This window comes from Acinetobacter sp. NIPH 1852 (assembly GCF_022549455.1).
Lineage (GTDB): Bacteria > Pseudomonadota > Gammaproteobacteria > Pseudomonadales > Moraxellaceae > Acinetobacter.
On the sequence record NZ_JAKZGG010000025.1, the window covers coordinates 18,798 to 41,327 of the forward strand.

20 protein-coding genes are annotated in these 22,530 nt (G+C 40.4%); 10 read left to right on the forward strand and 10 right to left on the reverse strand.

Features of this window, described 5'->3' with window-relative positions:
- Positions 1-87: 87 nt before the first annotated feature.
- From cysN to MMO38_RS15325, 3 genes are all read right to left on the reverse strand, one after another.
- Entirely contained in the window at positions 88-1,701 is a 1,614-nt protein-coding gene (gene cysN, locus MMO38_RS15315; RefSeq protein WP_241324076.1) for a sulfate adenylyltransferase subunit CysN, read from the reverse strand.
- 83 nt (positions 1,702-1,784) lie between these two features.
- Complete coding sequence (gene cysD, locus MMO38_RS15320; protein WP_004668796.1) at positions 1,785-2,693, reverse strand: sulfate adenylyltransferase subunit CysD; 909 nt, start codon at positions 2,691-2,693, stop codon at positions 1,785-1,787.
- Positions 2,694-3,040: 347 nt separating this feature from the next.
- Positions 3,041-4,492, reverse strand: coding sequence for a capsule assembly Wzi family protein (locus MMO38_RS15325; RefSeq protein ID WP_241324077.1), 1,452 nt, complete (start codon positions 4,490-4,492; stop codon positions 3,041-3,043).
- Positions 4,493-4,659: 167 nt separating this feature from the next.
- Here MMO38_RS15325 and MMO38_RS15330 point away from each other — a divergent pair, with 167 nt between their 5' ends.
- A complete protein-coding gene (locus MMO38_RS15330; RefSeq protein WP_241324078.1) occupies positions 4,660-5,157 on the forward strand; it encodes a DUF2059 domain-containing protein in 498 nt (165 codons plus the stop codon).
- A 65-nt stretch (positions 5,158-5,222) separates the two neighbouring features.
- Here the strand turns inward: MMO38_RS15330 and lysS are convergent, their stop codons facing one another.
- Positions 5,223-6,749 (reverse strand): lysine--tRNA ligase, encoded by a 1,527-nt coding sequence (gene lysS / locus MMO38_RS15335; protein WP_004668804.1) that lies wholly within the window; start codon positions 6,747-6,749, stop codon positions 5,223-5,225.
- A 162-nt stretch (positions 6,750-6,911) separates the two neighbouring features.
- On the reverse strand, positions 6,912-7,349 hold the full coding sequence (locus MMO38_RS15340; protein WP_004668806.1) for an SRPBCC domain-containing protein: 438 nt from the start codon (positions 7,347-7,349) through the stop codon (positions 6,912-6,914).
- 347 nt (positions 7,350-7,696) lie between these two features.
- On the opposite strand from MMO38_RS15340, the gene rubA reads away from it, so the two are divergent.
- The 4 genes from rubA to oxyR all read left to right on the forward strand — a co-directional run bounded on the left by rubA (position 7,697) and on the right by oxyR (position 11,060).
- Positions 7,697-7,861: a rubredoxin RubA gene (gene rubA, locus MMO38_RS15345; RefSeq protein WP_004663059.1), complete on the forward strand. Its 165-nt coding sequence runs from the start codon at positions 7,697-7,699 to the stop codon at positions 7,859-7,861.
- A gap of 77 nt (positions 7,862-7,938) precedes the next feature.
- A complete protein-coding gene (rubB, locus tag MMO38_RS15350) occupies positions 7,939-9,120 on the forward strand; it encodes a rubredoxin reductase RubB (RefSeq protein ID WP_004668808.1) in 1,182 nt (393 codons plus the stop codon).
- An 83-nt stretch (positions 9,121-9,203) separates the two neighbouring features.
- Positions 9,204-10,148, forward strand: a complete 945-nt coding sequence (locus tag MMO38_RS15355; protein ID WP_004668810.1) for an alpha/beta hydrolase — start codon at positions 9,204-9,206, stop codon at positions 10,146-10,148.
- Between the two features lie 6 nt (positions 10,149-10,154).
- On the forward strand, positions 10,155-11,060 hold the full coding sequence (gene oxyR, locus MMO38_RS15360; RefSeq protein WP_004668812.1) for a LysR family transcriptional regulator OxyR: 906 nt from the start codon (positions 10,155-10,157) through the stop codon (positions 11,058-11,060).
- 435 nt (positions 11,061-11,495) lie between these two features.
- On the opposite strand, the gene dusB is transcribed toward oxyR, so the two are convergent.
- Complete coding sequence (gene dusB / locus MMO38_RS15365) at positions 11,496-12,521, reverse strand: tRNA dihydrouridine synthase DusB (protein WP_241324079.1); 1,026 nt, start codon at positions 12,519-12,521, stop codon at positions 11,496-11,498.
- Positions 12,522-12,603: 82 nt separating this feature from the next.
- Between dusB and MMO38_RS15370 the strand changes: the two genes are divergently transcribed.
- The 5 genes from MMO38_RS15370 to MMO38_RS15390 all read left to right on the forward strand — a co-directional run bounded on the left by MMO38_RS15370 (position 12,604) and on the right by MMO38_RS15390 (position 18,411).
- Positions 12,604-13,809, forward strand: a complete 1,206-nt coding sequence (locus MMO38_RS15370; protein WP_241324080.1) for a DUF1615 family protein — start codon at positions 12,604-12,606, stop codon at positions 13,807-13,809.
- Positions 13,776-14,468 carry an HAD-IB family hydrolase gene (locus MMO38_RS15375; protein ID WP_241324081.1) on the forward strand — a complete coding sequence of 231 codons (693 nt, stop codon included), beginning with the start codon at positions 13,776-13,778 and terminating at the stop codon, positions 14,466-14,468. Before MMO38_RS15370 ends, MMO38_RS15375 begins: the two co-directional genes overlap by 34 nt.
- A gap of 51 nt (positions 14,469-14,519) precedes the next feature.
- Positions 14,520-15,641 carry an ABC transporter ATP-binding protein gene (locus tag MMO38_RS15380; protein WP_241324082.1) on the forward strand — a complete coding sequence of 374 codons (1,122 nt, stop codon included), beginning with the start codon at positions 14,520-14,522 and terminating at the stop codon, positions 15,639-15,641.
- Between the two features lie 25 nt (positions 15,642-15,666).
- A complete protein-coding gene (locus tag MMO38_RS15385) occupies positions 15,667-16,683 on the forward strand; it encodes an extracellular solute-binding protein (RefSeq protein WP_005195889.1) in 1,017 nt (338 codons plus the stop codon).
- A 93-nt stretch (positions 16,684-16,776) separates the two neighbouring features.
- Entirely contained in the window at positions 16,777-18,411 is a 1,635-nt protein-coding gene (locus tag MMO38_RS15390; protein WP_241324083.1) for an iron ABC transporter permease, read from the forward strand.
- A 74-nt stretch (positions 18,412-18,485) separates the two neighbouring features.
- Here the strand turns inward: MMO38_RS15390 and proB are convergent, their stop codons facing one another.
- The 4 genes from proB to MMO38_RS15410 form a co-directional block, all read right to left on the reverse strand.
- On the reverse strand, positions 18,486-19,619 hold the full coding sequence (gene proB / locus MMO38_RS15395) for a glutamate 5-kinase (protein WP_004668826.1): 1,134 nt from the start codon (positions 19,617-19,619) through the stop codon (positions 18,486-18,488).
- Between the two features lie 66 nt (positions 19,620-19,685).
- A complete protein-coding gene (cgtA, locus tag MMO38_RS15400; protein WP_004668828.1) occupies positions 19,686-20,906 on the reverse strand; it encodes an Obg family GTPase CgtA in 1,221 nt (406 codons plus the stop codon).
- 116 nt (positions 20,907-21,022) lie between these two features.
- Complete coding sequence (locus MMO38_RS15405) at positions 21,023-21,703, reverse strand: hypothetical protein (RefSeq protein WP_004668830.1); 681 nt, start codon at positions 21,701-21,703, stop codon at positions 21,023-21,025.
- Entirely contained in the window at positions 21,703-22,446 is a 744-nt protein-coding gene (locus tag MMO38_RS15410; protein ID WP_121928422.1) for an MFS transporter, read from the reverse strand. The genes MMO38_RS15405 and MMO38_RS15410 overlap by 1 nt, the downstream gene beginning before the upstream one ends.
- Positions 22,447-22,530 lie beyond the last annotated feature (84 nt).

Sequence of the window (22,530 nt, forward strand, 5' to 3'; positions counted from 1 at the left end):
GTAGGATAAAATTAAATACGATTTTAGACACCAACCACAAAAAAAGAAGCCCGCTTGCGCGAGCTTCTTTTCAATCAATCCAAGCAATTATAGACGGACTAATGTCACAATCTTTTCAGCTGCATCTTCAACTGATTCAGCTGCTACCTCAGTATCAGTAGTATCAACCGTTGTTGTAATGACAACCACACCTGTTGCACGCAACAATTTGATTTGCTCAACTGTTAAATCTGCTTTAGCAATTGCAACCACACCTTGTTGAATCAACAAGCTCTCTAAAGCATGCGCTTTTTCGATCAACTGTGCAGACACACCAATCACCGCAGGTTTTTGACCTAAACGAGCAGCACGATCTTCCGCTGTCACAGGATTGCTATGTGCAGTCCATTCCACTGCAGCCTCAACCATACCTGCACCAACCGTTACATTGCTTAAACGATCAATGAAAATGAATGAACCTGTATAACGACTGTCTTGATATTGGTCAAATACCACTGGTGCATCAAACTCAACCACAACATCTGCAATGGCATTTAACTCAAGCTCTTCAACTTGAGTATGCTCAAGCGTGTTTACATTAACACGGTAATTAATTGTAGTTACTTTCGCAGGAACAGTTTGCGTACCCACTTTCAGGTTATACAACTTACCTTTAACCAAAGGATGTTCTGTCATCCACACCACAGATGCACGTACACTACGTGAAATCAGTGGTTGTTCGCCCGCACGTACTAAAACATTACCACGAGAAATATCAATCTCATCATTTAACGTTAAGGTTACGGCTTGGCCTGCAAAGGCACGTTCAAGATTGCCATCATAGGTGACAATCTCTTTAACCGTTGATTTTTTACCTGATGGTAAAGCTAAGATTTCATCACCAACATTAATGCTACCCAATGCGATCGTACCGGCAAAGCCACGGAAATCGAGATTAGGACGATTGACATATTGAACAGGGAAACGGAATTCTCGCTTATTTGATTCACGTTTAATTTCCACTGACTCAAGAATATTCATCAAGGTTTGACCCTTGTACCACGGCGTACTTTCAGATGGATTGACGACGTTATCACCATTCAACGCAGAGATCGGTACAAAGACAATATTCTCAGGACAACGATCGCCGAGCTGGCTAACAAAAGCATCATATTCCACTTGGATTTCATTGAAACGTACTGCTGAGAATTCAACCAAGTCCATCTTGTTAATTGCAACCACGATATTTTTGATACCGAGTAAACTTGCAATAAAGGTATGACGACGCGTTTGTGTTTGCACACCATAACGCGCGTCAATCAGAATAATCGCAAGATCCGCAGTAGACGCACCTGTCGCCATATTACGAGTATATTGCTCATGTCCTGGTGTATCCGCGATGATGAACTTACGCTTTTCCGTTGAGAAATAACGATATGCGACATCAATGGTAATACCCTGTTCACGTTCCGCTTGTAAACCATCCACAAGTAAAGCAAGGTCAGGCGCATCACCCGTTGTACCGACTTTCTTACTGTCACGCGTGACCGCTTGCAATTGATCTTCATAAATCAATTTTGAATCGTAAAGCAAACGACCAATTAAGGTACTTTTACCATCATCGACATTACCGCATGTTAAGAAGCGCAATAAGTCTTTTTGTTCATGCTGTTTTAAATAACCCAAGATATCTTGGCTAATAAGATCTGATTGATGAGACATTGCTCAAAACTCCACAAAATTTGAAATCGGATTTTGTAATCTCCCTAAATCCCTCTTTTAAAAGAGGGGCTTACTTAAGGAAATTAGAAATAACCTTCCTGCTTTTTCTTTTCCATCGAGCCGGCTTCATCATGGTCAATCATACGACCTTGACGCTCTGAACTGGTTGCTAAAAGCATTTCTTGGATAATTTCAGGCAAGTTATCCGCTTCAGATTCAACTGCACCTGTCAGTGGGTAACAACCAAGTGTACGGAAACGTACCGATTTCATTTGTGGAACTTCACCTTCTTTTAAACGCATACGCTCATCATCCACCATGATCAACGTACCACTGCGTTCAACCACTGGGCGAACAGCAGAGAAATAAAGCGGAACCAATTGGATATTTTCTAAATAGATGTATTGCCAAATATCTAACTCAGTCCAGTTCGACAATGGGAAAACACGGATGCTTTCGCCTTTGTTGACTTTACCGTTATAGAGATTCCAAAGTTCTGGACGTTGGTTTTTAGGATCCCAACGATGTTTGGTATCACGGAACGAATAAACACGTTCTTTGGCACGTGATTTTTCTTCATCACGACGTGCGCCACCAAAAGCTGCATCAAATTGGTATTTATCCAAAGCTTGCTTTAAACCCTGCGTTTTCATGATGTCAGTATATTTCGAGCTACCATGATCAAATGGGTTAATTCCAGCGTCACGACCTTCTTTGTTTTGATGCACGATCAAATCAAAGCCATGTGTTTTTGCCATGTTGTCACGAAATGTGATCATGTCTTTAAATTTCCAACCCGTATCTACATGTAGAAGTGGGAATGGAAGTTTTGCTGGATAGAATGCTTTTAAAGCCAGATGCAACATCACCGCTGAGTCTTTACCAATCGAGTAAAGCATGACAGGGTTTTCAAATTCGGCAGCAACTTCACGAATGATATGAATACTTTCAGCCTCAAGTTGTTTGAGGTGCGTTAATCTATTTTCAGTCATGTACACTTACCTCCTTATCCATGTTACCCATAAAATCTATAAGTGGTATTACACCACCACTTGGAAGACCGTGTGGAGGAACGAGTGCCATAACAACTCCAATTTTTCGTGATATCAATATGCTTACTAGTGGCTTATTCACCAGCCAGTAAAGTTTATTCATTATAATAATTTAGATCGACTTCTTTAGCTTGTTTTTTCATATCAATATGCAAAATTGTGATATGCAAACATCAATGAAGTATCAACAAACCCGAATAACGTACGCTAAATATTTTAGGATTCACATGATTTTATTCATGCAAAAAAAAGAAGCCTAGATAGGCCTCTTTTTCTACAAATAACGTTTAAAAACGGAACATATTTCGCTCTAACGGAATTTCCACACCGACTGAAACACCACCATCATTTCCATTCACATCAGAGTCACTAACCCAACCATTAATTTTTAATGGAATCGTTGGTTTCACATAATGTGTCCACGTCAGGTCCAAACCTTTAAGTGTGTCAGCTTTAGGAAATGCTGCATTGTTATCCTCAACTCGCTGAGTCTGGCTAACTTTTGCATACATTACGCGACCACTTAAACGGTTCATGGTATCAAAGCGAATATCACCGCCTACCGAATACATTTGCCCATCACCACCCATCGCATGACCGAGTGGGAAGCCGTGTTGATAGTAACCATCTTTATATACTGTGTGACTATACGAGATACCTTTTGCACTACCATTGGTACGTGTATCTGCCCACTCAGCATAAAGTTGGTAAGGCATGTTGTTATAACTTGATGAGAAATCCGTACCAGCTAGATACATTTTTTTCGCTGGTAGACCACCCGCTTCATCTTCACCCACATATTGTCCATAGACACCCACTGGGGTATCTAATAAGGGCTGTAAGTTTAAACGAAAATCAAAGCCTGCAATTTGATTGGATGGATCTGCTTTACCTGTTCCACCATTGTCTTTTGTTCCCAGCATTGCATCCCATAGTGAGCTGAAGCTTTCAGGACGACCATCACCGCCCCACTGCAACATACGTGAAGCACCTAACTCCAAATATGGCAAAGGTTGAGCCGTTACGCGTAAACCGATTAATTTAGCATCTGGCACCGCTTCATAATCATCGAGCTGTCCAGCAAAAGCTTGATATTGCCAAGGACCTATCCAAGACAACCATTTTGTTTCGAAAGCATTTTGTACCGCGCGTTGTGCCGTTACACCATACACAGGTCGACTGGCATCACCACGAATTAAACTGCCATCATGACCTGGCCCCCAATACGTTGGAATTTGACCTGCGATAACCCATTGATTCCAAAGCTTTCCAGCAATATAAGAGCCTTCAACATTGACATCATGTCCATGATCAATCAACGGGTCTTTCTCACCATTGACTCTGATTTTTGCATCCCAATTTTCACCACCAGCATTAAACTCTAAAGCTGCTTGGTATTGAGATTTTTGGCTATCACCAAAGGCTTGTGGCACAGTTTTGAGATCAGTTCCCGCATGCAAGCCAACTTTAGCCGTTGCATTGTCAGCAGCTAATGCATGAACAACTGAGTCCACAACTTTCTGTTGTGCTTTATTGTTCACTTGAGCCTGTGATAATGCACGTTTAATCTCATCACCACTCATTGGCCATGTTGAGGTACTGATTTGAATAACACCTTGTTGATTCAACCAATTCAAGTCGGTGCGTAAGTTTTCATCATTCAACACAATACCTTGTGCAAATGATGTAGAAGAAAGAGAAGCAAATAATGCAACATAAAGCGATTTTTTTAAAAACATATCTAAGCTGTTCTCAAATTTATTTATGAGCACATCATCGGTTTTTTATAGATTCTTTTCAATCACCAAACCAAACAATTACATTTCTTAACATGCGATAAAAAATTGACAGGTCAGGATATCACTGAGTACCCTTTGTTTTTCTTTAATACTATTGAAATCAGATAATGAAAAAACTTATTCCAACGCTTATCCTGAGCGCAGCGATTTGTATGCCAGCTTTTGCTCAACAAGCATCAACAGAGTCGGTAAAAGAGTTATTAAAAATCACTAAATCAGAACAACTCATCGATCAATCCAACGAATATATCCATAAATTTACAGCCTCAAGCATTGAACAAATAACTCAGGGGCAGGAAATCAATACCAAACAAAAGAAAGCCATTGAAAATTATAGTCAAAATATTGCAAACATCCTAAAACAGGATTTTACATGGGCAAAATTAGAACCCGAAATGATTAAAATTTATGTTGAGGAATTTACCCAACAAGAAATCAACGGCATGCTTGAGTTTTACAAAACGCCTGTTGGTCAATCTACGATTGATAAATTACCGATTGTCATGAAAAAAAGTATGCAAGTTGGATACCAGCAAATGAATGAATTAATGCCGAAAATCATACAAGCAGGTGAAAAACTAGAAAAAGAGATGCAGGAAAAATAATAAATAAAAGCACACATAAAAAAATAGCCACAAATCAGATGTGGCTATTTTTATTTGACTTCAAATTAGTCTTTACGACGCATGTGCGGGAACAATAGAACGTCTCGAATACTCGCTGCATTTGCAAATAACATCACCAAACGATCGATACCAATCCCTTGACCTGCGGTTGGCGGCAAACCGTATTCCAATGCTTCAATGAAATCTGCATCATAATGCATCGCTTCATCATCACCAGCATCTTTCTCTGCAACTTGTGCTTGGAAACGTTCAGCTTGATCGATCGGATCATTTAACTCCGAGAAACCATTTGCCAATTCACGACCACCAATAAAGAACTCAAAACGATCTGTGATATGTGGATTATCATCATTGCGGCGTGCAAGCGGTGATGTTTCCGCTGGATATTCAGTAATGAACGTCGGCTGACGGAGTTTAGTCTCTACTGTTTCTTCAAACACGATGGTTTGTAATTTACCTAAACCAAAACCCGGTTTAACCTGTTCTTTTAAAACGTCTTTGGTAAATTTCGCCAAGAATTCACGATCATTAACATTTTCAGGTGTGAAATCTGGATTATGCTCAAGAATCGCATCAAACATTGAGATTTTCTTGAATGGACCTTTGAAGCTATACACTTCTTCACCATAAGGCACATCAGTAGAACCCAAAATATCAACGGCCAACTTTTCAAGCATGTTTTCAGTCAGTGTCATCAAGTCTTTATAATCAGCATAAGCTTGATAAAACTCAATCATGGTGAATTCTGGGTTGTGACGGGTTGAAACACCTTCGTTACGGAAGTTACGGTTAATTTCAAACACACGCTCAAAGCCACCAACAACCAGACGCTTTAAATATAACTCTGGCGCAACACGCAAATAGAGCTCCATATCTAAAGCATTGTGATGCGTAACAAACGGCTTCGCAGAAGCGCCACCCGGAATTACATGCATCATTGGCGTTTCTACTTCCATGAAACGTTCATTGATTAGATAGTTACGCATACCCGCGATCACTTGAGCACGAATCTCGAAAGTTCTGCGCGTTTCTTCATTTACGATCAAGTCTAAGTAACGCTTACGATATTTTGCTTCGGTGTCAGTTAAACCGTGGAATTTGTCTGGAAGTGGACGCAAAGATTTGGTGAGCAATTCAAATGCTTCAAGGTGGACATATAGGTCACCCTTACCCGAACGACCAATGTAGCCTTCAGCCGCAATAATATCGCCCAAGTCTAAGCTTTTAATCGTTTCTAAAACGTCTGCTGCTAAACCTTTACGGTCAACATATAACTGGATACGACCTGTCATATCCTGAATCACAATAAATGATCCACGATTGAGCATGACTCGACCAGCGAGTTTTACATAAACTTTTTCAGCACCTTCGATTTGTGCTTTGTCTTGATCTTTGAATTGTTGTTGCAAGTCAGCCGTATAATGCTCACGTTTGAAGGTATTCGGCCAAGGGCTTTTGCCTGTCTGTTTTGCAGTCTCTTGGATTTGCTTTAATTTGGCATGACGCTGTGCGATTAAATCGTTTTCGGAAAGTATTTGTTCAGAAGTCGATTGAGCGTTTTGTTGCGTCATTTCTGCCTCGATTTAAGTAAAAAAATAAAGGCGAATAGAATAGCAGATCACAACCCATTTTCGTATCATTTCAGCTTTATAATCTCGAAAAAAGCGAATCTTTATCGATTTTCAGTCTTTTCGATCGGGTAATTACAATATAAATATCCAATAAAGTTTAACTTATTTTTCAGCTAAGTATTTCACCATTGCCAATCCTTGATCAAAGCCTTTATTCATCATTTCGGTATATTCTGGCTGAATATCCACTTCTACATGAAGCTGGGTACCCTCCTCAACATCAGTCAACAGATACTTTTCTAATGCACCAGCCCACGAGTTTGCATCATTACTTTCTAAGTCTTCTTTCCCATCCATAATTATACCCAGATGTTTAAAGACAACCGTATTCAACTCATCTAAATGTTCAATGGTAGACACCATGCCATTTCCTTCCCCATCACAAAAATAGGTTTTGCCACCGACTTTCCAGTCGGTTTGCATCGTTGAACTGCACGAAAAAAACTTTGTCCATGTTTGATAGGTTTCGGTTGCCCATAACACCTCCCAAACTTTCTGTTTAGGTGCATTTATTTTTATCGTATAAGTTAAGGTTTCCATGTATTGTTGCTCCATCTTGGTGGTGATAATTATGATATCTTAAGTCCAAGTGTTCATTTTTCAATCAAACCATATTTATACATTTACACCTTTTTAAATTACATCGTCATATTTACGACTACAAAAATTAGAGTAATTGCACAAATAACAAGACTTTCAGCTAGAATTGCCATATTACTTTTTCTATAAATGATTAAACTCTTGCATTTACTTTACTTAAAAGTCGATCTGCGTAAAAATCTAACTCCCAATCAACACAAGTTTGTTGTATTGCAGCGATCGTAGCGACATTATGGAATAGTTTACTGAAAGGCAATTTGAGCATACCTATCAGTTTGGAGAGTCACATGAAAAAATATCAATGTATCGTTTGTGGGTGGATTTACGACGAAGCAGATGGTTGGCCACAAGACGGCATTGCAGCAGGAACTAAATGGGAAGACATCCCAGATGATTGGACTTGCCCAGATTGCGGCGTTTCAAAAGCTGATTTTGAAATGATTGAAATCTAAGATTGTCAAAAAGGCCATGATCACATGGTCTTTTTTTCTATAATTTATTTTTAAATGAAAAAATGTTGGAGAATATAATGCATCCTATCATCATCATCGGATCAGGTATGGCAGGTTATACCGTTGCTCGTGAGTTTCGCAAACTGAGCCCAGAACAAGAACTCGTTATGATCTGTGCAGATGATGCGGTAAATTATGCAAAACCAACACTATCCAATGCATTTGCTGGCAAAAAAGCACCTGAACAAATCGCTTTGGGTGATGCCGCAAAAATGGCAACCCAACTGAACATGCGTATTGAAGCAGAAACTTGGGTCAAAGAAATCAATGCCGAAAATCATGAAATCATATTAGAAAAAAATGGTGAAAGCATTACCCAACCCTATTCAAAACTGGTGCTTGCGGTCGGTGCAAATCCAATCCGTTTAGCCATTTCTGGTGACGGTAGTGATGATATTCATGTTGTAAACTCACTGATCGACTATCGCACATTCCGTGAGAACTTAGCGAAACGTAAAGACAAGCGTGTGGTTATTCTAGGTGCGGGATTAATTGGTTGTGAATTTGCCAACGACTTACTGCATAGTGACTATGACATCACGGTGATTGATCTCGCGCCACAACCCCTTGGTCGTTTGTTGCCTAATCATGTTGCTGATGCATTTAAAACCAACCTAGAACAAGCAGGGATCAAATTCGCCCTTTCTACTACGGTAGAAAAAGTCACTAAAATTAATAATGGTGAAGACTACGAAGTTACTCTCGCCAACGGTAAAACCTTAGTCGCTGATATTGTACTTTCCGCAATTGGCTTACAACCAAATACAGCTTTAGCCAAAGCAGCAGGAATTCAAACCAGCCGTGGAATCATTACCAATACATTATTGGAAACGAATCAAGCCGATATCTATGCGGTTGGTGACTGTGCAGAAGTAAATGGCACACTGCTTCCATTTGTGATGCCAATCATGCAACAAGCGCGCGCTTTGGCTAAAACACTGAGCGGTCAAAATACTGCGGTACATTATCCTGCGATGCCAGTTGCTGTAAAAACGCCAGCTGCGCCATTGACCGTTTTACCTGCACCAATCGGTGTCGAAGTAAACTGGGAAACTGAAGAATTTGATGATGGTATGCTTGCAAAAGCCAATGATGCTGAAGGTACATTAAGAGGTTTTGTCCTGCTCGGTGCAACAGCAAGTAAACAACGTTTAACTTTAACCAAACTTGTTCCAGATTTAATTCCTGCACAAGTTTAAAATCTAACTATAATGAGTTTGTTGTGAAATCAAGACCAACAAACTCACGATTGATAAAAAGAATTCAACTCGGAACAAATCCCATGAACAGTGCCTTTCAATTCAATGCGTCGCCTTATACTTCATTTATGCAAGAAACCAAAGTCACTTTGGGCAATGGAATTGAGTTACATGTTGAAATTGGAGGCAACCCTGAACACCCAACGATTTTGCTGATCATGGGATTGGGTGCTCAGATGCTGTTTTGGCCAGATTTCTTCTGCAAGTCACTGATCGACCAAGGTTTTCGGGTTATTCGTTTTGATAATCGTGATATCGGTTTATCTTCAAAAATTCGTAATAAAAAACAACGTCTAAATACCATGAAATTGATGAGTCGCTTTATGTTGGGCTTAGGCAATGAAGGTGCACCTTATACGCTGTATGATATGGCTGATGATGTGGCGATGTTGATTGACCAATTAGGTCTCGGGAAAACCTATATTTTAGGTGCATCAATGGGTGGCATGATTTCCCAAATCGTTGCAGCAAAATATCCTGAGAAAGTCGAAAAGGTTGGCTTATTATTTACCAGTAATAATCAGCCCTTTCTAAAATTACCGCATCCAAAGCAACTTTTTAGTTTACTCGGTAGACCTGAAGCGCATGACGAAGAAGCAATTGTTAATCACAGTTTAAAAGTATTTCAAATTATTGGCTCGCCAGGTTATGTGAACCAACTCGAAACAATTCAAACCATTCGTAAATTATATCGCCGTAGTTTTTATCCAGCGGGTGTACTTCAACAATTTTTAGCAATATTATGTACGGGTTCTTTGTTACCTTTAAACAAGAATATTACTCAACCAACCTTGGTTGTACATGGTTCAAAAGATCGTTTGTTACCACCAAGTCATGGGAAAGCAGTTGCAAAAGCAATTTCTGGTGCTAAGTTTGAATTAATTCAAGGAATGGGGCATGATATTCCAGCACATTTCATTCCTCAACTTAGCGGTTTGTTTGTTCATCATTTTAGATCATCACACTAGGACACTATGGCTGCATTACCCTCATTAAGACAGCTATCATATTTAGTTACGTTGTCAGAAACATTACATTTTACTGAAGCAGCACGCCGTTCATTTGTTACCCAGTCCACATTGTCTGGGGGGATTATGGAATTAGAGCGTCTGTTAGGTGGCGTCTTAGTTGAACGTGATCGTCAAAACGTTCGCTTAACCCCTTTAGGTGAACAAGTTGTAGCGCGCGCACGTGTGTTATTGGCTGATGCACAGGACCTCATGCGCTTAAGTCGAGAAATGAGTGAACCACTAACTGGTGATTTGCATCTGGGTATCATTCCAACCATTGCGCCGTTTATTTTGACTCAGTTACTTGATGAAGTTCATCAACACTTACCCAAAATCCAACTGCATCTCCATGAAGCGCAAAGTGAAAAAATTGTAGAAAAGCTCGAACATGGCAATCTTGACATGATTGTGCTGGCACTACCTTTTGATACTCGTGGTCTAAAAGTCTCTGAAATTGCGAAAGAGCATTTGTCACTTGTTTACAACAAAAACGATAGTAATGCGATTCATGCAAACAGTTTAGATGATCTTGATCTGACGCGTTTAATGTTACTCGAAGAAGGTCATTGTTTACGTGATCATGCTTTAAGTGCCTGCCCTGTCGGTGAGCGTAAAAATGATCACCGCTTAAAAGCAAGTTCCTTACCGACCTTAGTCGAGATGGTATCTTCCGACCTTGGCTTTACGCTACTACCTGAAATTGCAATTAAAAATAGTATGCTGAGTGGCAATGATGCGATTGCGATTAAATCAATTCAGGATGCACCAAGCCGCACACTGGCATTGATTACCCGTAAAAGTACCCCACTACAAAGTGAGTTTGATGTGATCTTAGACATCCTTAAAAAAATCACGTCACATTTAGAATAAGCTCAAATGAAATGAATCGTGAGTCAGGTAAAATTCTCTACCTATCAGAAAATTTTACCACTCACGTCATTTTTAAAATAATTATATTTCAATAAATTAAGCTAATAAAGTACCTAAATAAGCGATACTCCAAATCGTTAAACATAACAATATCGGCATAAGCCAAAACATAATTTTTACTCTTTTTGCTTCATATTGATGACTATTTTTTCCCTTAAAAATCACTTCATTTAACACAGAGTTAAGTTGGTTAATTTGAGCAAAAAAGTTCCAAATATCTATAACAAGTTTATTTTTCGTACAATATCGATACCATGAATAGAGATAAAATATAAAAGCCAAAATAAATGACATCACACAGAACCAACGTATGAGAAATAAGATTTCGATCATGTTAGAAAACCAAAATTTGAATAATGATCAAATCTACTTAGGCTATTTTATTTCTAACAAATTAACCTGCTCAATCTGCACATCACTCATCCGCTGACCTTGGTCAAGCAGTTGATCAAAGTAAGACTCCACCACTTTTGCTTGATCGGCCGTACTTTCAACCTTGTACATATTTTGACGAAACTCGTTACTTGAACGTAAACCTTTGGTATACCAAGCAATATGTTTACGTGCAATACGACAACCAGAGTACTCACCATAAAACTGGTAAAGCTCAGCCAAATGCCCCAATAAAACCATTTTGACTTCAGCAATATCTGGTGCAGCAAGATGTTCACCTGTTTGCAGATAATGACCAATTTCTCTAAATATCCAAGGACGTCCCTGCGCAGCACGCCCAATCATAATGGCATCTGCCCCTGTATAGTCCAAAACATATTTGGCTTTTTCAGAGCTATCGATATCACCATTGGCGATCACAGGAATACTCAGAATTTCTTTTACTCGTTTGATCAGTTCATAACGTGCGTTATTTAAATACATATCTTCGCGCGTACGTCCATGCAAAGCTAAAGCAGCAATCCCCGCTTGTTCTGCACGTTTAGCAACACGTAAAATATTTTCTTCGCCATTTAAAAAGCCAAGTCGAGTTTTTAAAGTCACAGGAACATCAACTGCGGCCACTACGGTATCCAAAATACGAGCAACGAGGTCTTCATCTTGCAACAACGCTGAGCCTGCGAGTTTGTTGCAGACTTTTTTTGCTGGACATCCCATATTGATATCAACAATTTGTGCACCATTGGCAACCTGATAACGCGCGGCTTCAGCGAGTTGCTCTGGATCAGAACCCGCAATCTGTGCAGAAATCGGGGCAAGCTCACCATCGAAATTTGCTCGATATAAGCTTTTTTTGGTCATACGTAAGGTTTTATCGGCCGTCATCATTTCACTAACGGCGTGCCCTGCACCAAAGTATTTGCACAGCGTTCTAAACGGTCGGTCAGTTACACCCGCCATCGGAGCAACAATCAGATTATTTGACAGTTGATAGGAACCAATATACATATATTTTCTTACAATTTTTGATCAACATAGTATACTTCATTCGCCCATTCAGCTCATCTTTTTATGCGGTGTTGTCTTGATTATGAACAAAACCTCTCCGACTCATCCTTTATTAAAAGCGATGAGCATCCTTGCAACATGTGTTGGTTTAACCGCTTGTGATAAAGCATGGTGGTCAAATAGTAAAGAACCTGAAATGCAAGCTGAGCACATTAAAAAAGTCATTCCATCACGTGTGAATGACCGTCAATCGTGGGCGCAAGATATTCATGACATTATGCAGGAATTAAATATTCCTCAAACCAAACAAAATGTTTGTAGTATTGTCGCTGTGGTGGATCAGGAATCAAATTTTATTGCAGATCCACAAGTGGCTGGCTTAGGTGAGAAAGCAGTCCAAGAAATTAACACGCGTTTAAAAGAAAAATTTGAAGCCAAATTAGGTGAAAATATCGGAGGAACCATTGCAGGTTACTTTGAAGAGGTTTTAAAAACCCAACCCTCACCTGAAGATAACTATATGCGTCAAATGCGACGCGTTAAAACTGAACGAGAACTTGATTTACTTTATCGTGAAATTTTTGCTTATATGGCAAAGCACTATCATATCAGTGCTTTAACAGGTGCAGCCAAGTTGGTGGGTCAGGACATCAGTGAAAAGATGAATCCAATTACGACACTCGGTTCGATGCAAGTCCATATTAATTATGCCAAAGAACATAAACGTATCGGGATGAGTACAGCCGAACTACGCGATGATCTATACACACAATATGGTGGTCTATATTATGGCATCCATCGTTTAATGGTTTACCCCGCCGATTATGATAAAGCAATTTATCGTTTCGCTGATTATAATTCAGGAATGTATTCTAGCCGCAATGCTGCATTCCAAAGCATGTTGGATGCATTAACCGACATTGAAATCGGTTTAGACGGCGATCTGCTTATTTATAATAAAGAAGGCAATATCCGCACCACGCAAAGTCAAACTGAAAAAGCCTTGATTTCGGTTTTTGCTGCAAATAATGTTTTGGTTACACCGCGTCAAGTACGTAGCGATCTCAAAAAAGAAAAATCGAAAAAACTAGAAAACACCCAAACTTATCTTGCGCTACAAAATTTATATCAAAGCAAAACAGGTAAAGACGCAAAATATGCGATCATGCCCCAAGTTGTGATTTCAGGTCCTAAGCTGAGTCGTGATTATAATACCAATTGGTTTGCGAGCCGTGTAAATGGACGATATGAGACATGCATGCAAAGAGCAAAACAGATAAAACTTTAAACCTTGCGTTATTTGATTTTGATGGAACACTTTATCCGAAAGATAGTTTTACTGGATTTATTTTTTTCACTTTTCCAAAACACCATATTGTAACCCGAGGCTTGAAAATCTTGCCTTGGGTTATGGCTTATTATTTAGGCTTATATCCTGCTCATGCAATGCGTCCTCGCTTATTTCAAAGCATGTTTAGAGGAGTTTCAGCAGACTTACCTCAAAGTTTAGCACCACGCTATGCGCAAAAAATCATTAAAGAATTAGACCAAAATCTACTTCAACAGCTTTATTTACACCAGCAACGTGGTGATCATGTGGTGCTTGTCTCAGCCTCAGTTGACTTATATTTAGCACCAATTTGCGAATTTCTAAATATTGAACTGATTTGTACGCAAACAGAAATTAACAATGGCATTTTATCTGGTAACTACAACTCTAAAGATTGTAGCTGCGAACAAAAGAAGCTCAGAGTATTGGAAAAGTATAATCTGGACCACTACCAACAAGTCTATGCCTATGGCAATAGCCATGAAGATCTTGAAATGTTCAGTCTCACCGATCAACACTTTATGGTTGGTCGTGATGATACGCTACCTGAGCTAGTCGATGCACATCCGATTGAAGCGATGTATAGGCAAAAGAAATTAGAAAAAGACTCTACATGAGAAGAATTATTAGTTATCATTTGTTCAAATAAATCGTCTTGTGAATTGACCATGAATGCTCATACTGCACCTCAGGCCAATGTCTTAACTATCCAGCAATTGAGCAAACAATATGGCTCACGCTTTGCTGTAAATCAGGCGACGTGGTCTGCGACCAGTGGGCAAATCGTCTGTTTACTTGGACATTCAGGTTGTGGCAAAACCACAATGCTGCGTTTGATTGCAGGCTTAGAAACGCCAAGTAGCGGTTCAATTCAACTCGAACAAAATACCTTATGGGATGCCCAACAGCAGGTTGCCGCCGAAGACCGCAATATTGGCTTAGTGTTTCAAGACTATGCACTTTTCCCACACTTGAGTGTGTTGGAAAATGTCATGTTTGGATTAAAAAAATTCCCAAAACCACAACGACAAACGATAGCAGAACAAGCATTAAAGCATGTTTCGATGCATCATCATCTACACAGTTATCCTTATACCTTATCTGGTGGTGAGCAACAGCGTGTGGCTTTAGCACGTGCCCTTGCACCAAAACCTCATGTCTTACTCATGGATGAACCTTTTTCTAATCTTGATCACCGTTTACGAGATCAAATCAGACAAAGCACTATCGAAATTTTAAAAAAAACAGCCACGACAACAATTATCGTAACCCATGATCCTGAAGAAGCGCTGCAAATTTCAGATCAGATTATTCTGATGCATCAAGGTAAGATCATTCAAATCGGCACCCCAAAACAACTTTATTTACAACCGAAAACCTTATTTGCTGCACGCTATTTTTCTGCTTTAAATGAAATACCAACGCAACGATCGGATCATCAAATTACCAGTATTTTTGGAAAGATCGCTGTACCTCAGCACTTAACTACAACTCAGCAGCCGATTCAGTGTTGTTTCCGCCCTCATCAACTCAATGTATTCCGTGTACCTACTGAGGGGGCTTTAGCTGCCAAAGTGATTTCATCGAGCTTTATGGGACATACTCAATTACTGCGTTTACAGCTTGATTTGCAAGATATTATATTACTGGCTCACGTTGACCATCGACAAAATTTTGCTGAAACTGAACAGGTTTATCTTTCTGTAGATTTAACAACATGTTTTTTCTATGCATCGGATGACAGTTTCAACACAGATCACCTTAGTACTGAACAAACACTTCAAGTTTAAACCTTGTGATTAGGAATTAGAAAAAATGGAACAACTGTCTAAGCGTCATATTGTTTTAACAGGACTCGTTGCACTTACGAGTAGTTGGGTAAATGCTGCTCAAGTCAACCTGTATACCACAAGAGAACCTGTTTTGATTCAACCGCTCTTACAAGAATTTAGCGAGAAAACGGGTGTTAAGGTGAATACTGTTTTCATCAAAGATGGTTTGCTCGAACGTGTTAAAGCAGAAGGTCGTCGCTCTCCTGCCGATGTCATGCTTACAGTTGATTTTGGTAATTTAGTCGATATCGTTGAAAGTGGTTTAACTCAACGTGTCAACTCAAAAGTTCTCGATCGTGCTATTCCAGGGAATTTACGTGCTGCAAATGGACACTGGTATGCTTTATCTATGCGAGCACGTGCCGTATATGCCTCTAAAGATCGTACCCCGCTCACCGCAATCAACTATGAAGATTTAGCCGATCCAAAGTGGAAAGGTAAAATTTGTATTCGTTCAGGTAGCCATTCATATAACACCAGCTTAATTGCGGCCTACATCACCCACCATGGTGAAAAAGCGACTGAACAATGGCTGCGTGGCGTAAAGGCGAATTTGGCGCGTCCAGCAAGTGGTGGTGACCGTGATGTTGCACGAGACATCCTTGGCAAGATTTGTGATATCGGTGTAGCTAACACCTATTATGTCGGTACGATGCGCACGGGTGATGCCGAACAACAACGTTGGGGCAATGCCATTAATGTAGTATTACCACGTTTTAAAAATGGTGGTACGCATATCAACGTTTCAGGTGCAGTAGTCGCAAAACATGCGCCGAACCGCAAAGAAGCGGTTCAACTGCTTGAATTTTTAGCATCTGATCACGCCCAAGCGATCTATGCGCAAAGTGGTTTTGAATACCCAGTAAAAGCTGGCGTTAAAATTGATCCGATTATTGCCAGCTTCGGTAAACTTGAAGTCGACAAAATTCGACTCAGTGATATTGCACGTCATCGTAAAACAGCCAATCTTTTAGTTGATAAAGTTCAATTTAATCACTAAATCTTGTCCGACTAACAGGTGGCAAGTGACTTGTCGCCTGTTTAGCTACCCAGTTGAACTTTCCTCCCTTTCCGTATACTCAAACCCTCGACGATGAAAAAAAAATATACCTTTAATTTATTATTTTCACTCAGTGGGCTATTGACGCTGCTCGCTTGTTTACCTGTATTGGCGTTGATCGTAACGGCATTACAAGGCAATAGTGATATTTGGGAACATCTGATTCGTTATGTCCTCCCACCGACACTAATCGATACGACGTTATTACTTCTTGGCGTAGGTATACTCACGATTTTGATCGGAACAGGCAGTGCATGGTTAGTTACGGCTTATCAATTTCGGGGGCGAGCCTTTTTAGACTGGGCACTATTGTTGCCCCTCGCAGTACCCACGTATATTATTGCCTATAGCTATATTGATATCTTGCATCCCATTGGGCCATTACAAAGCGTACTTGGTGGCTGGTTTGGCTGGGAAGCACAACCTGCATGGTTTCCCAATATTCGCTCGGTTTGGGGCTGTATTTTTTTATTAAGTTTTGTGTTGTATCCCTATGTCTATTTAAGTACACGTGCCATGTTTCTCATGCAATCAGCCAGTCTGGTTGAAGTTGCGCGTAGTCTAGGATTAAAACCAAATCAAGTTTTTTTACGTGTCGCCATTCCCCTTGCACGCCCCGCGATCGCAGTCGGTGCGAGTTTGGCCTTAATGGAAACCATTAATGATATCGGCGCGACTGAGTTTTTAGGTGTAAAAACACTGACCCTATCGATCTATTCAACATGGACCAACCAATCTGATTTGGCCAGTGCTGCTCAAATTGCGATCTTCATGTTAATGATCATTACTTTATTGGTGGTCGTAGAACGACTGGGACGACGTAAACAACGTTATATGAATTCAGCCCAACGTAGCCGACTGATGCCTGCTCAAGCTGTCACAGGAAGCAAAGCGCTGTTATTCTTCGGGCTGGGTTTGATTCCGATTTGTATCGGCTTTCTGATTCCAATCAGTCATTTGTTGGTCGAATCTTATAAGCGCCTTCAATATGCAGGTTTTTCAGATTATTTATTACAAGCATCAATCAATACCCTTAGCTTGGCAAGCCTTGCAACTTTGATCACGATTTTTATTGGTTTCTTGATCGTCAGTGCTGCTCGCTTTAGCCAAAACACATGGTTTAGTCGGATCTCTAGCTTGGGTTATGCGATTCCGGGGACGGTGCTTGCGATTGGATTAATGTTATCTTTAGGACAAATCGACCATGCGGTCGCGGACTTTCTTGAATTTAAACTTGGGATTAACACAGGTTTATTATTTTTAGGTACCACGTTCACCCTCATCTATGCCTACTGTGTTCGTTTCCTTGCGATCGCAATTGGTGGAATCGAATCTGGCTATAATCGTATTCATGGTGTCTTTGATGATGCCGCACAGAACTTAGGACAAAATAAGTTTGGTATCTTGTGGCGAGTTCATCTGCCCCTGTTACGCCCAGCGATCATCTCAGCAGCATTATTGATCTTTGTGGACTGTATGAAAGAGTTACCTGCTACGTTATTGCTTAGACCACTCAATATGGAAACGCTCGCCACCCAACTCTATGCTGAAGCCTCAAGAGGCACTTATGAAGATGGTGCTATCGCTGCGCTATTGATTGTGTTGGTGGGACTGATTCCAGTGATTTTACTGGCACGTATGGGTAAAAATATTCAACAACATAAATAGTCCAAAAACTTTAGGCATAAAAAAAGACTTCTGATTGAGAGGTCTTTTTTTATGCTAGTAAAGCAATATCTGGATTAGTAAATCGCCATATGGTTACGATGGATCATTTCCAATGAACGTGCCTCACCTAAGAGTTGATGCACTTTATCAGAACTCAGCCCTTTAACCATATCTGCTGAACGAGAGCTGAAATTAACACGCCCAACCGCGATGCGCTGTCCTTTTTGATCAACACACTCAACCACGTCACCACGATCAAAATGTCCCTCAATCGCTTTTACACCAACAGGCAATAAACTGCGATGCTTGAGTTTGATTGCTTCAACCGCACCAGCATCAATCACCAAACGCCCTGCGGTTTGCAAATGTGCAGCTAACCACTTTTTGTTTGCAGTGACACGATCATTATCAGTGGTGAACAAAGTACCTAACATTTCACCAGCCATCAAACGCGCAAGTACGTGTTCACTTTCGCCACTGGCAATCAATGTTGGACAACCTGAACGTGCAGCCAAACGGGCAGCACGAACTTTGGTCACCATACCACCACGACCAAAAACACCACCACCGCCTGCCATTTCAAACAAACTGTCATCCAGTGCACGCACAGCAGAAAAGAGCTTCGCATTGGGGTTACTACGAGGATCGGAATCAAACATACCTTGTTGATCAGTCAAAATAATCAACAATTCAGCCTGAACCTGACCTGCTACCATTGCAGCCAAGGTATCATTATCACCAAAACGAATTTCGTCTGTAGATACCGTATCGTTTTCATTAATTACAGGGATCACACGCCAATCAATCAAGTTTTGCAATGCATCACAAGAATTGAGATAACGGCGACGGTCTGCAAGATCATCATGCGTGAGTAAAACTTGCGCCGTTTTGATTCCATGCTGATCCAATACGTTTGACCATGTATGAATCAAGCCCATTTGACCAATGGCAGCACATGCTTGCAAACTAGGGAGATCAGTGGGTCGATTCGCAAATTTCATGCGTACCATCCCCTCTGCGACTGCACCTGACGACACGAGTATAATTTCATGCCCTGCATTGTGTAGATCTGCAATTTGTTTCGCCCAATGCGAAATTGCATTTAAATCTAAACCTTGCCCATTTGCAGTGAGTAAAGATGATCCGATTTTAACAACGATTCGTTTACACGTATTGAGCTGACGTTGCATATCGACCACTTCTATCATTTTTCCCTCAATTTGTTTCCCCCCGAATTGCGACGAAAGCATCGCAAAAAGAGGAACTAAAAAAGCCTAGTCACGAATGTAGACACTTTCTACATCACTGTCGTCTTCATCGTCATCAAAGTCTTCATCATCGCTCTCAAGACCTGCTAAACGCTGTGCTCTACGCATCTCACGATAAGCTTCTTTTGCTGCGATGGTTTGTTCACGCGTCTCAACTTCAAGCTGCTCACGGAAGGCTTTAACTTCTGCTGCATACTCAGGATCTTCAACTTCGCGTTCACGTTGTTGTTCGATTTGATCCATGAGGTAATAAACGACTTCTTTGGTCCCTTCGGCAAGTAAGCCAGATGTTTTGAACACTGGTCCTGTCCATTGCAATTCATCTAAGATGTGTTGACACCACTCTTCTCTTGAATCTTCTGCAATTTGATCAAGCTTGTTCAATACAAGAACAACTGGAAGCTTAGCCAAGGTTGGTGAGAACTTCACTAACTCAGCCGAAATCGCTTTGGCATTATATGCTGGATCAGAACCATCAATCGGCTCTACATCAACGATATGTAAGAGAATACGAGTACGCGCTAAGTGTTTAAGGAAGCGAATCCCTAAGCCAGCGCCTTCTGCCGCACCTTCGATCAATCCTGGAATATCAGCCATTACAAATGAGCGATGACGATCAGCATCGACCACACCTAAGTTAGGTACCATCGTGGTAAATGGATAATCTGCAACTTTTGGTTTTGCAGCACTGACCGCACGAATAAAGGTTGATTTACCTGCATTCGGCATACCCAGTAAGCCAACGTCCGCAAGTACTTTTAACTCTAAGCGAACTTCGCGATATTCGCCTTTAATACCTGTCGTACATTTACGTGGTGCACGGTTGGTTGATGATTTAAAGTGCGTATTACCTAGACCGCCATCACCACCATGAGCAACTTTAACGCGCTGACCATCAGCCACTAAGTCACCAATAATGTCACCTGATTCTGTATCAACAATCGTGGTACCGACTGGAACTTTTAATATAACGTCTTCACCGCCACGCCCTGAACAGTTCGCACCCGAACCATTTTTGCCACGTTCTGCACGATAGCGACGTGTATAACGGAAGTCTACAAGTGTGCTGGTATCATCATCGGCTTGGATATAAATACTTCCACCACGTCCCCCATCTCCACCATCTGGACCACCAAAAGGGACAAATTTTTCACGGCGAAAACTAGCTACGCCATTGCCACCGTCGCCAGCCTCTACGATTATGACTGCTTCATCAACAAAGCGCATGCGCCAATCCTCTAAATTCTATAAAACGGGATATTTTGCCACATTTTCGTAAATTACTCGAATATTAAAATCAGCAAATGCCCTTATAGGCTGCAAAAAAGCGTGATTTCGTTCTTTTATGGTCTTACATTCTTCAATGGCACGTCCATTTGCATCTCTAAATTTGCCTTCGTCTCTTGGACAGCGTTAAACATGGTTGCATTGAACGATGAAATCGAATTCATATCGATGGTATCGTTGATATAAAAACTTGGGTTGAATTGATGTTTAATCGGTAAATTGATTGATTCATCAAAAGCAAAATAAACAGGTCCGTCAAATACAATTTTCACAGGAATGGTATAAGCACGCTTCAACTGAAATGGAATATCCAACTTTACGGGGATATCTAGTTTTAAAGGAAATTTGGGCAGAAGCTTCTTTTGGTAAATTAGATCAGTTGTCGTCTCGATTGGCATCACCTGATCGACTTTGAGTGTGGTTTCATAATCAATATTCACTGTAATCGGCGTTTCCACTTCAAAACGCAGATCTGCTAAGTATTTTCCCTGCAAAGGTAACTGTAAAGTACGATCCATCACTAAGGTGCTCTTTAACTCCCCCTCAGACCTGACTCGTAGGTGATCACCGACCTGAATCTTGGTCGAAAGTGACTCAGGCAACCGAATATCTGCTTGCTGCGCGGACACCATGACTGATGCCTGAATATTGAGATAGAACCAAAACAAGATCGCAACCAAGGTGGTTAAGATGACAAAACTGATCAACACACTTTTAAATGATTTAAGCATCAGCATCACTCACCTGCTTTCGCATCTTTTTTATTTAGACTCGCATCAACAGACTGAGATTGCACGCGATCCAAATACATACTCGATAACGGAATCTTGAGTTCACCCTGTGCAATTTTGACAGGCAACGTATTTTTTACATCAACTGAGGCATTGAGTTCTGAAGTAATCGGTACATTCAATTTTCCTTGAATTGGAATATTGGCATTGAGTTGTGTTTTTAATGGAATATTTAAATTCTCTTTTAAAACTGTTTTTACGGGCGCATCAAACTTTAAATGTACATTTTGCTGTAACGGCACTTGGATATTGATCGGCACATCCAGTTGCAAAGGAATCGTTCCTTTTAAAGGTAAAGTCACATCTTTACCCAGAATTTTGACCTGTACTTTTGTATCTATCGGTAAGTTTTGATTGACCTTAATCACTTCTTGAACTGGAATCATGGTGCTAATCGGAACTGAACTATCGAAATAAACACGTGGCGTGAGTGTCTGAGTTAAAGCAACATTCAACTGTTCATTAATTGGAATTTGCGCATCGACACGTCCATTCACTTCGACATCTAAAGCATCTTTCACTTTAACCCGAACTTGTAAAGGTTCTTGTAAATCAATCGCGACTTTTTGATCTTTCAATGGAATATTGATATTAAAGTGTTTAAACACCCACATCGCGATATAGACACCACACAAGTTGGCAATAATAATCAAAGCAAAAACTGCAAACAAACGCTTAAACTGCAACAATGAAGTATTCCTAACTAATCAATTCCCTTTCTCATTATTCTCAACGATTTTTGTGTTTTAATCTGCTTGTATTCTGTACAGTCA

What these genes read in the sequence shown, in the direction of transcription:
- rubA (WP_004663059.1), top strand. Translation starts at nt 7,697, where the DNA reads ATGAAAAAATATCAATGTATCGTTTGTGGGTGGATTTACGACGAAGCA.
- oxyR (WP_004668812.1), top strand. Translation starts at nt 10,155, where the DNA reads ATGGCTGCATTACCCTCATTAAGACAGCTATCATATTTAGTTACGTTG.
- lysS (WP_004668804.1), bottom strand. Translation starts at nt 6,749, where the DNA reads ATGACGCAACAAAACGCTCAATCGACTTCTGAACAAATACTTTCCGAA.
- MMO38_RS15405 (WP_004668830.1), bottom strand. Translation starts at nt 21,703, where the DNA reads ATGCTGATGCTTAAATCATTTAAAAGTGTGTTGATCAGTTTTGTCATC.
- MMO38_RS15370 (WP_241324080.1), top strand. Translation starts at nt 12,604, where the DNA reads ATGAACAAAACCTCTCCGACTCATCCTTTATTAAAAGCGATGAGCATC.
- MMO38_RS15325 (WP_241324077.1), bottom strand. Translation starts at nt 4,492, where the DNA reads ATGTTTTTAAAAAAATCGCTTTATGTTGCATTATTTGCTTCTCTTTCT.
- cysD (WP_004668796.1), bottom strand. Translation starts at nt 2,693, where the DNA reads ATGACTGAAAATAGATTAACGCACCTCAAACAACTTGAGGCTGAAAGT.
- MMO38_RS15375 (WP_241324081.1), top strand. Translation starts at nt 13,776, where the DNA reads ATGCATGCAAAGAGCAAAACAGATAAAACTTTAAACCTTGCGTTATTT.
- MMO38_RS15380 (WP_241324082.1), top strand. Translation starts at nt 14,520, where the DNA reads ATGAATGCTCATACTGCACCTCAGGCCAATGTCTTAACTATCCAGCAA.
- MMO38_RS15330 (WP_241324078.1), top strand. Translation starts at nt 4,660, where the DNA reads ATGAAAAAACTTATTCCAACGCTTATCCTGAGCGCAGCGATTTGTATG.
- MMO38_RS15390 (WP_241324083.1), top strand. Translation starts at nt 16,777, where the DNA reads ATGAAAAAAAAATATACCTTTAATTTATTATTTTCACTCAGTGGGCTA.
- MMO38_RS15340 (WP_004668806.1), bottom strand. Translation starts at nt 7,349, where the DNA reads ATGGAAACCTTAACTTATACGATAAAAATAAATGCACCTAAACAGAAA.
- MMO38_RS15385 (WP_005195889.1), top strand. Translation starts at nt 15,667, where the DNA reads ATGGAACAACTGTCTAAGCGTCATATTGTTTTAACAGGACTCGTTGCA.
- rubB (WP_004668808.1), top strand. Translation starts at nt 7,939, where the DNA reads ATGCATCCTATCATCATCATCGGATCAGGTATGGCAGGTTATACCGTT.
- proB (WP_004668826.1), bottom strand. Translation starts at nt 19,619, where the DNA reads ATGATAGAAGTGGTCGATATGCAACGTCAGCTCAATACGTGTAAACGA.
- MMO38_RS15355 (WP_004668810.1), top strand. Translation starts at nt 9,204, where the DNA reads ATGAACAGTGCCTTTCAATTCAATGCGTCGCCTTATACTTCATTTATG.
- cgtA (WP_004668828.1), bottom strand. Translation starts at nt 20,906, where the DNA reads ATGCGCTTTGTTGATGAAGCAGTCATAATCGTAGAGGCTGGCGACGGT.
- cysN (WP_241324076.1), bottom strand. Translation starts at nt 1,701, where the DNA reads ATGTCTCATCAATCAGATCTTATTAGCCAAGATATCTTGGGTTATTTA.
- dusB (WP_241324079.1), bottom strand. Translation starts at nt 12,521, where the DNA reads ATGTATATTGGTTCCTATCAACTGTCAAATAATCTGATTGTTGCTCCG.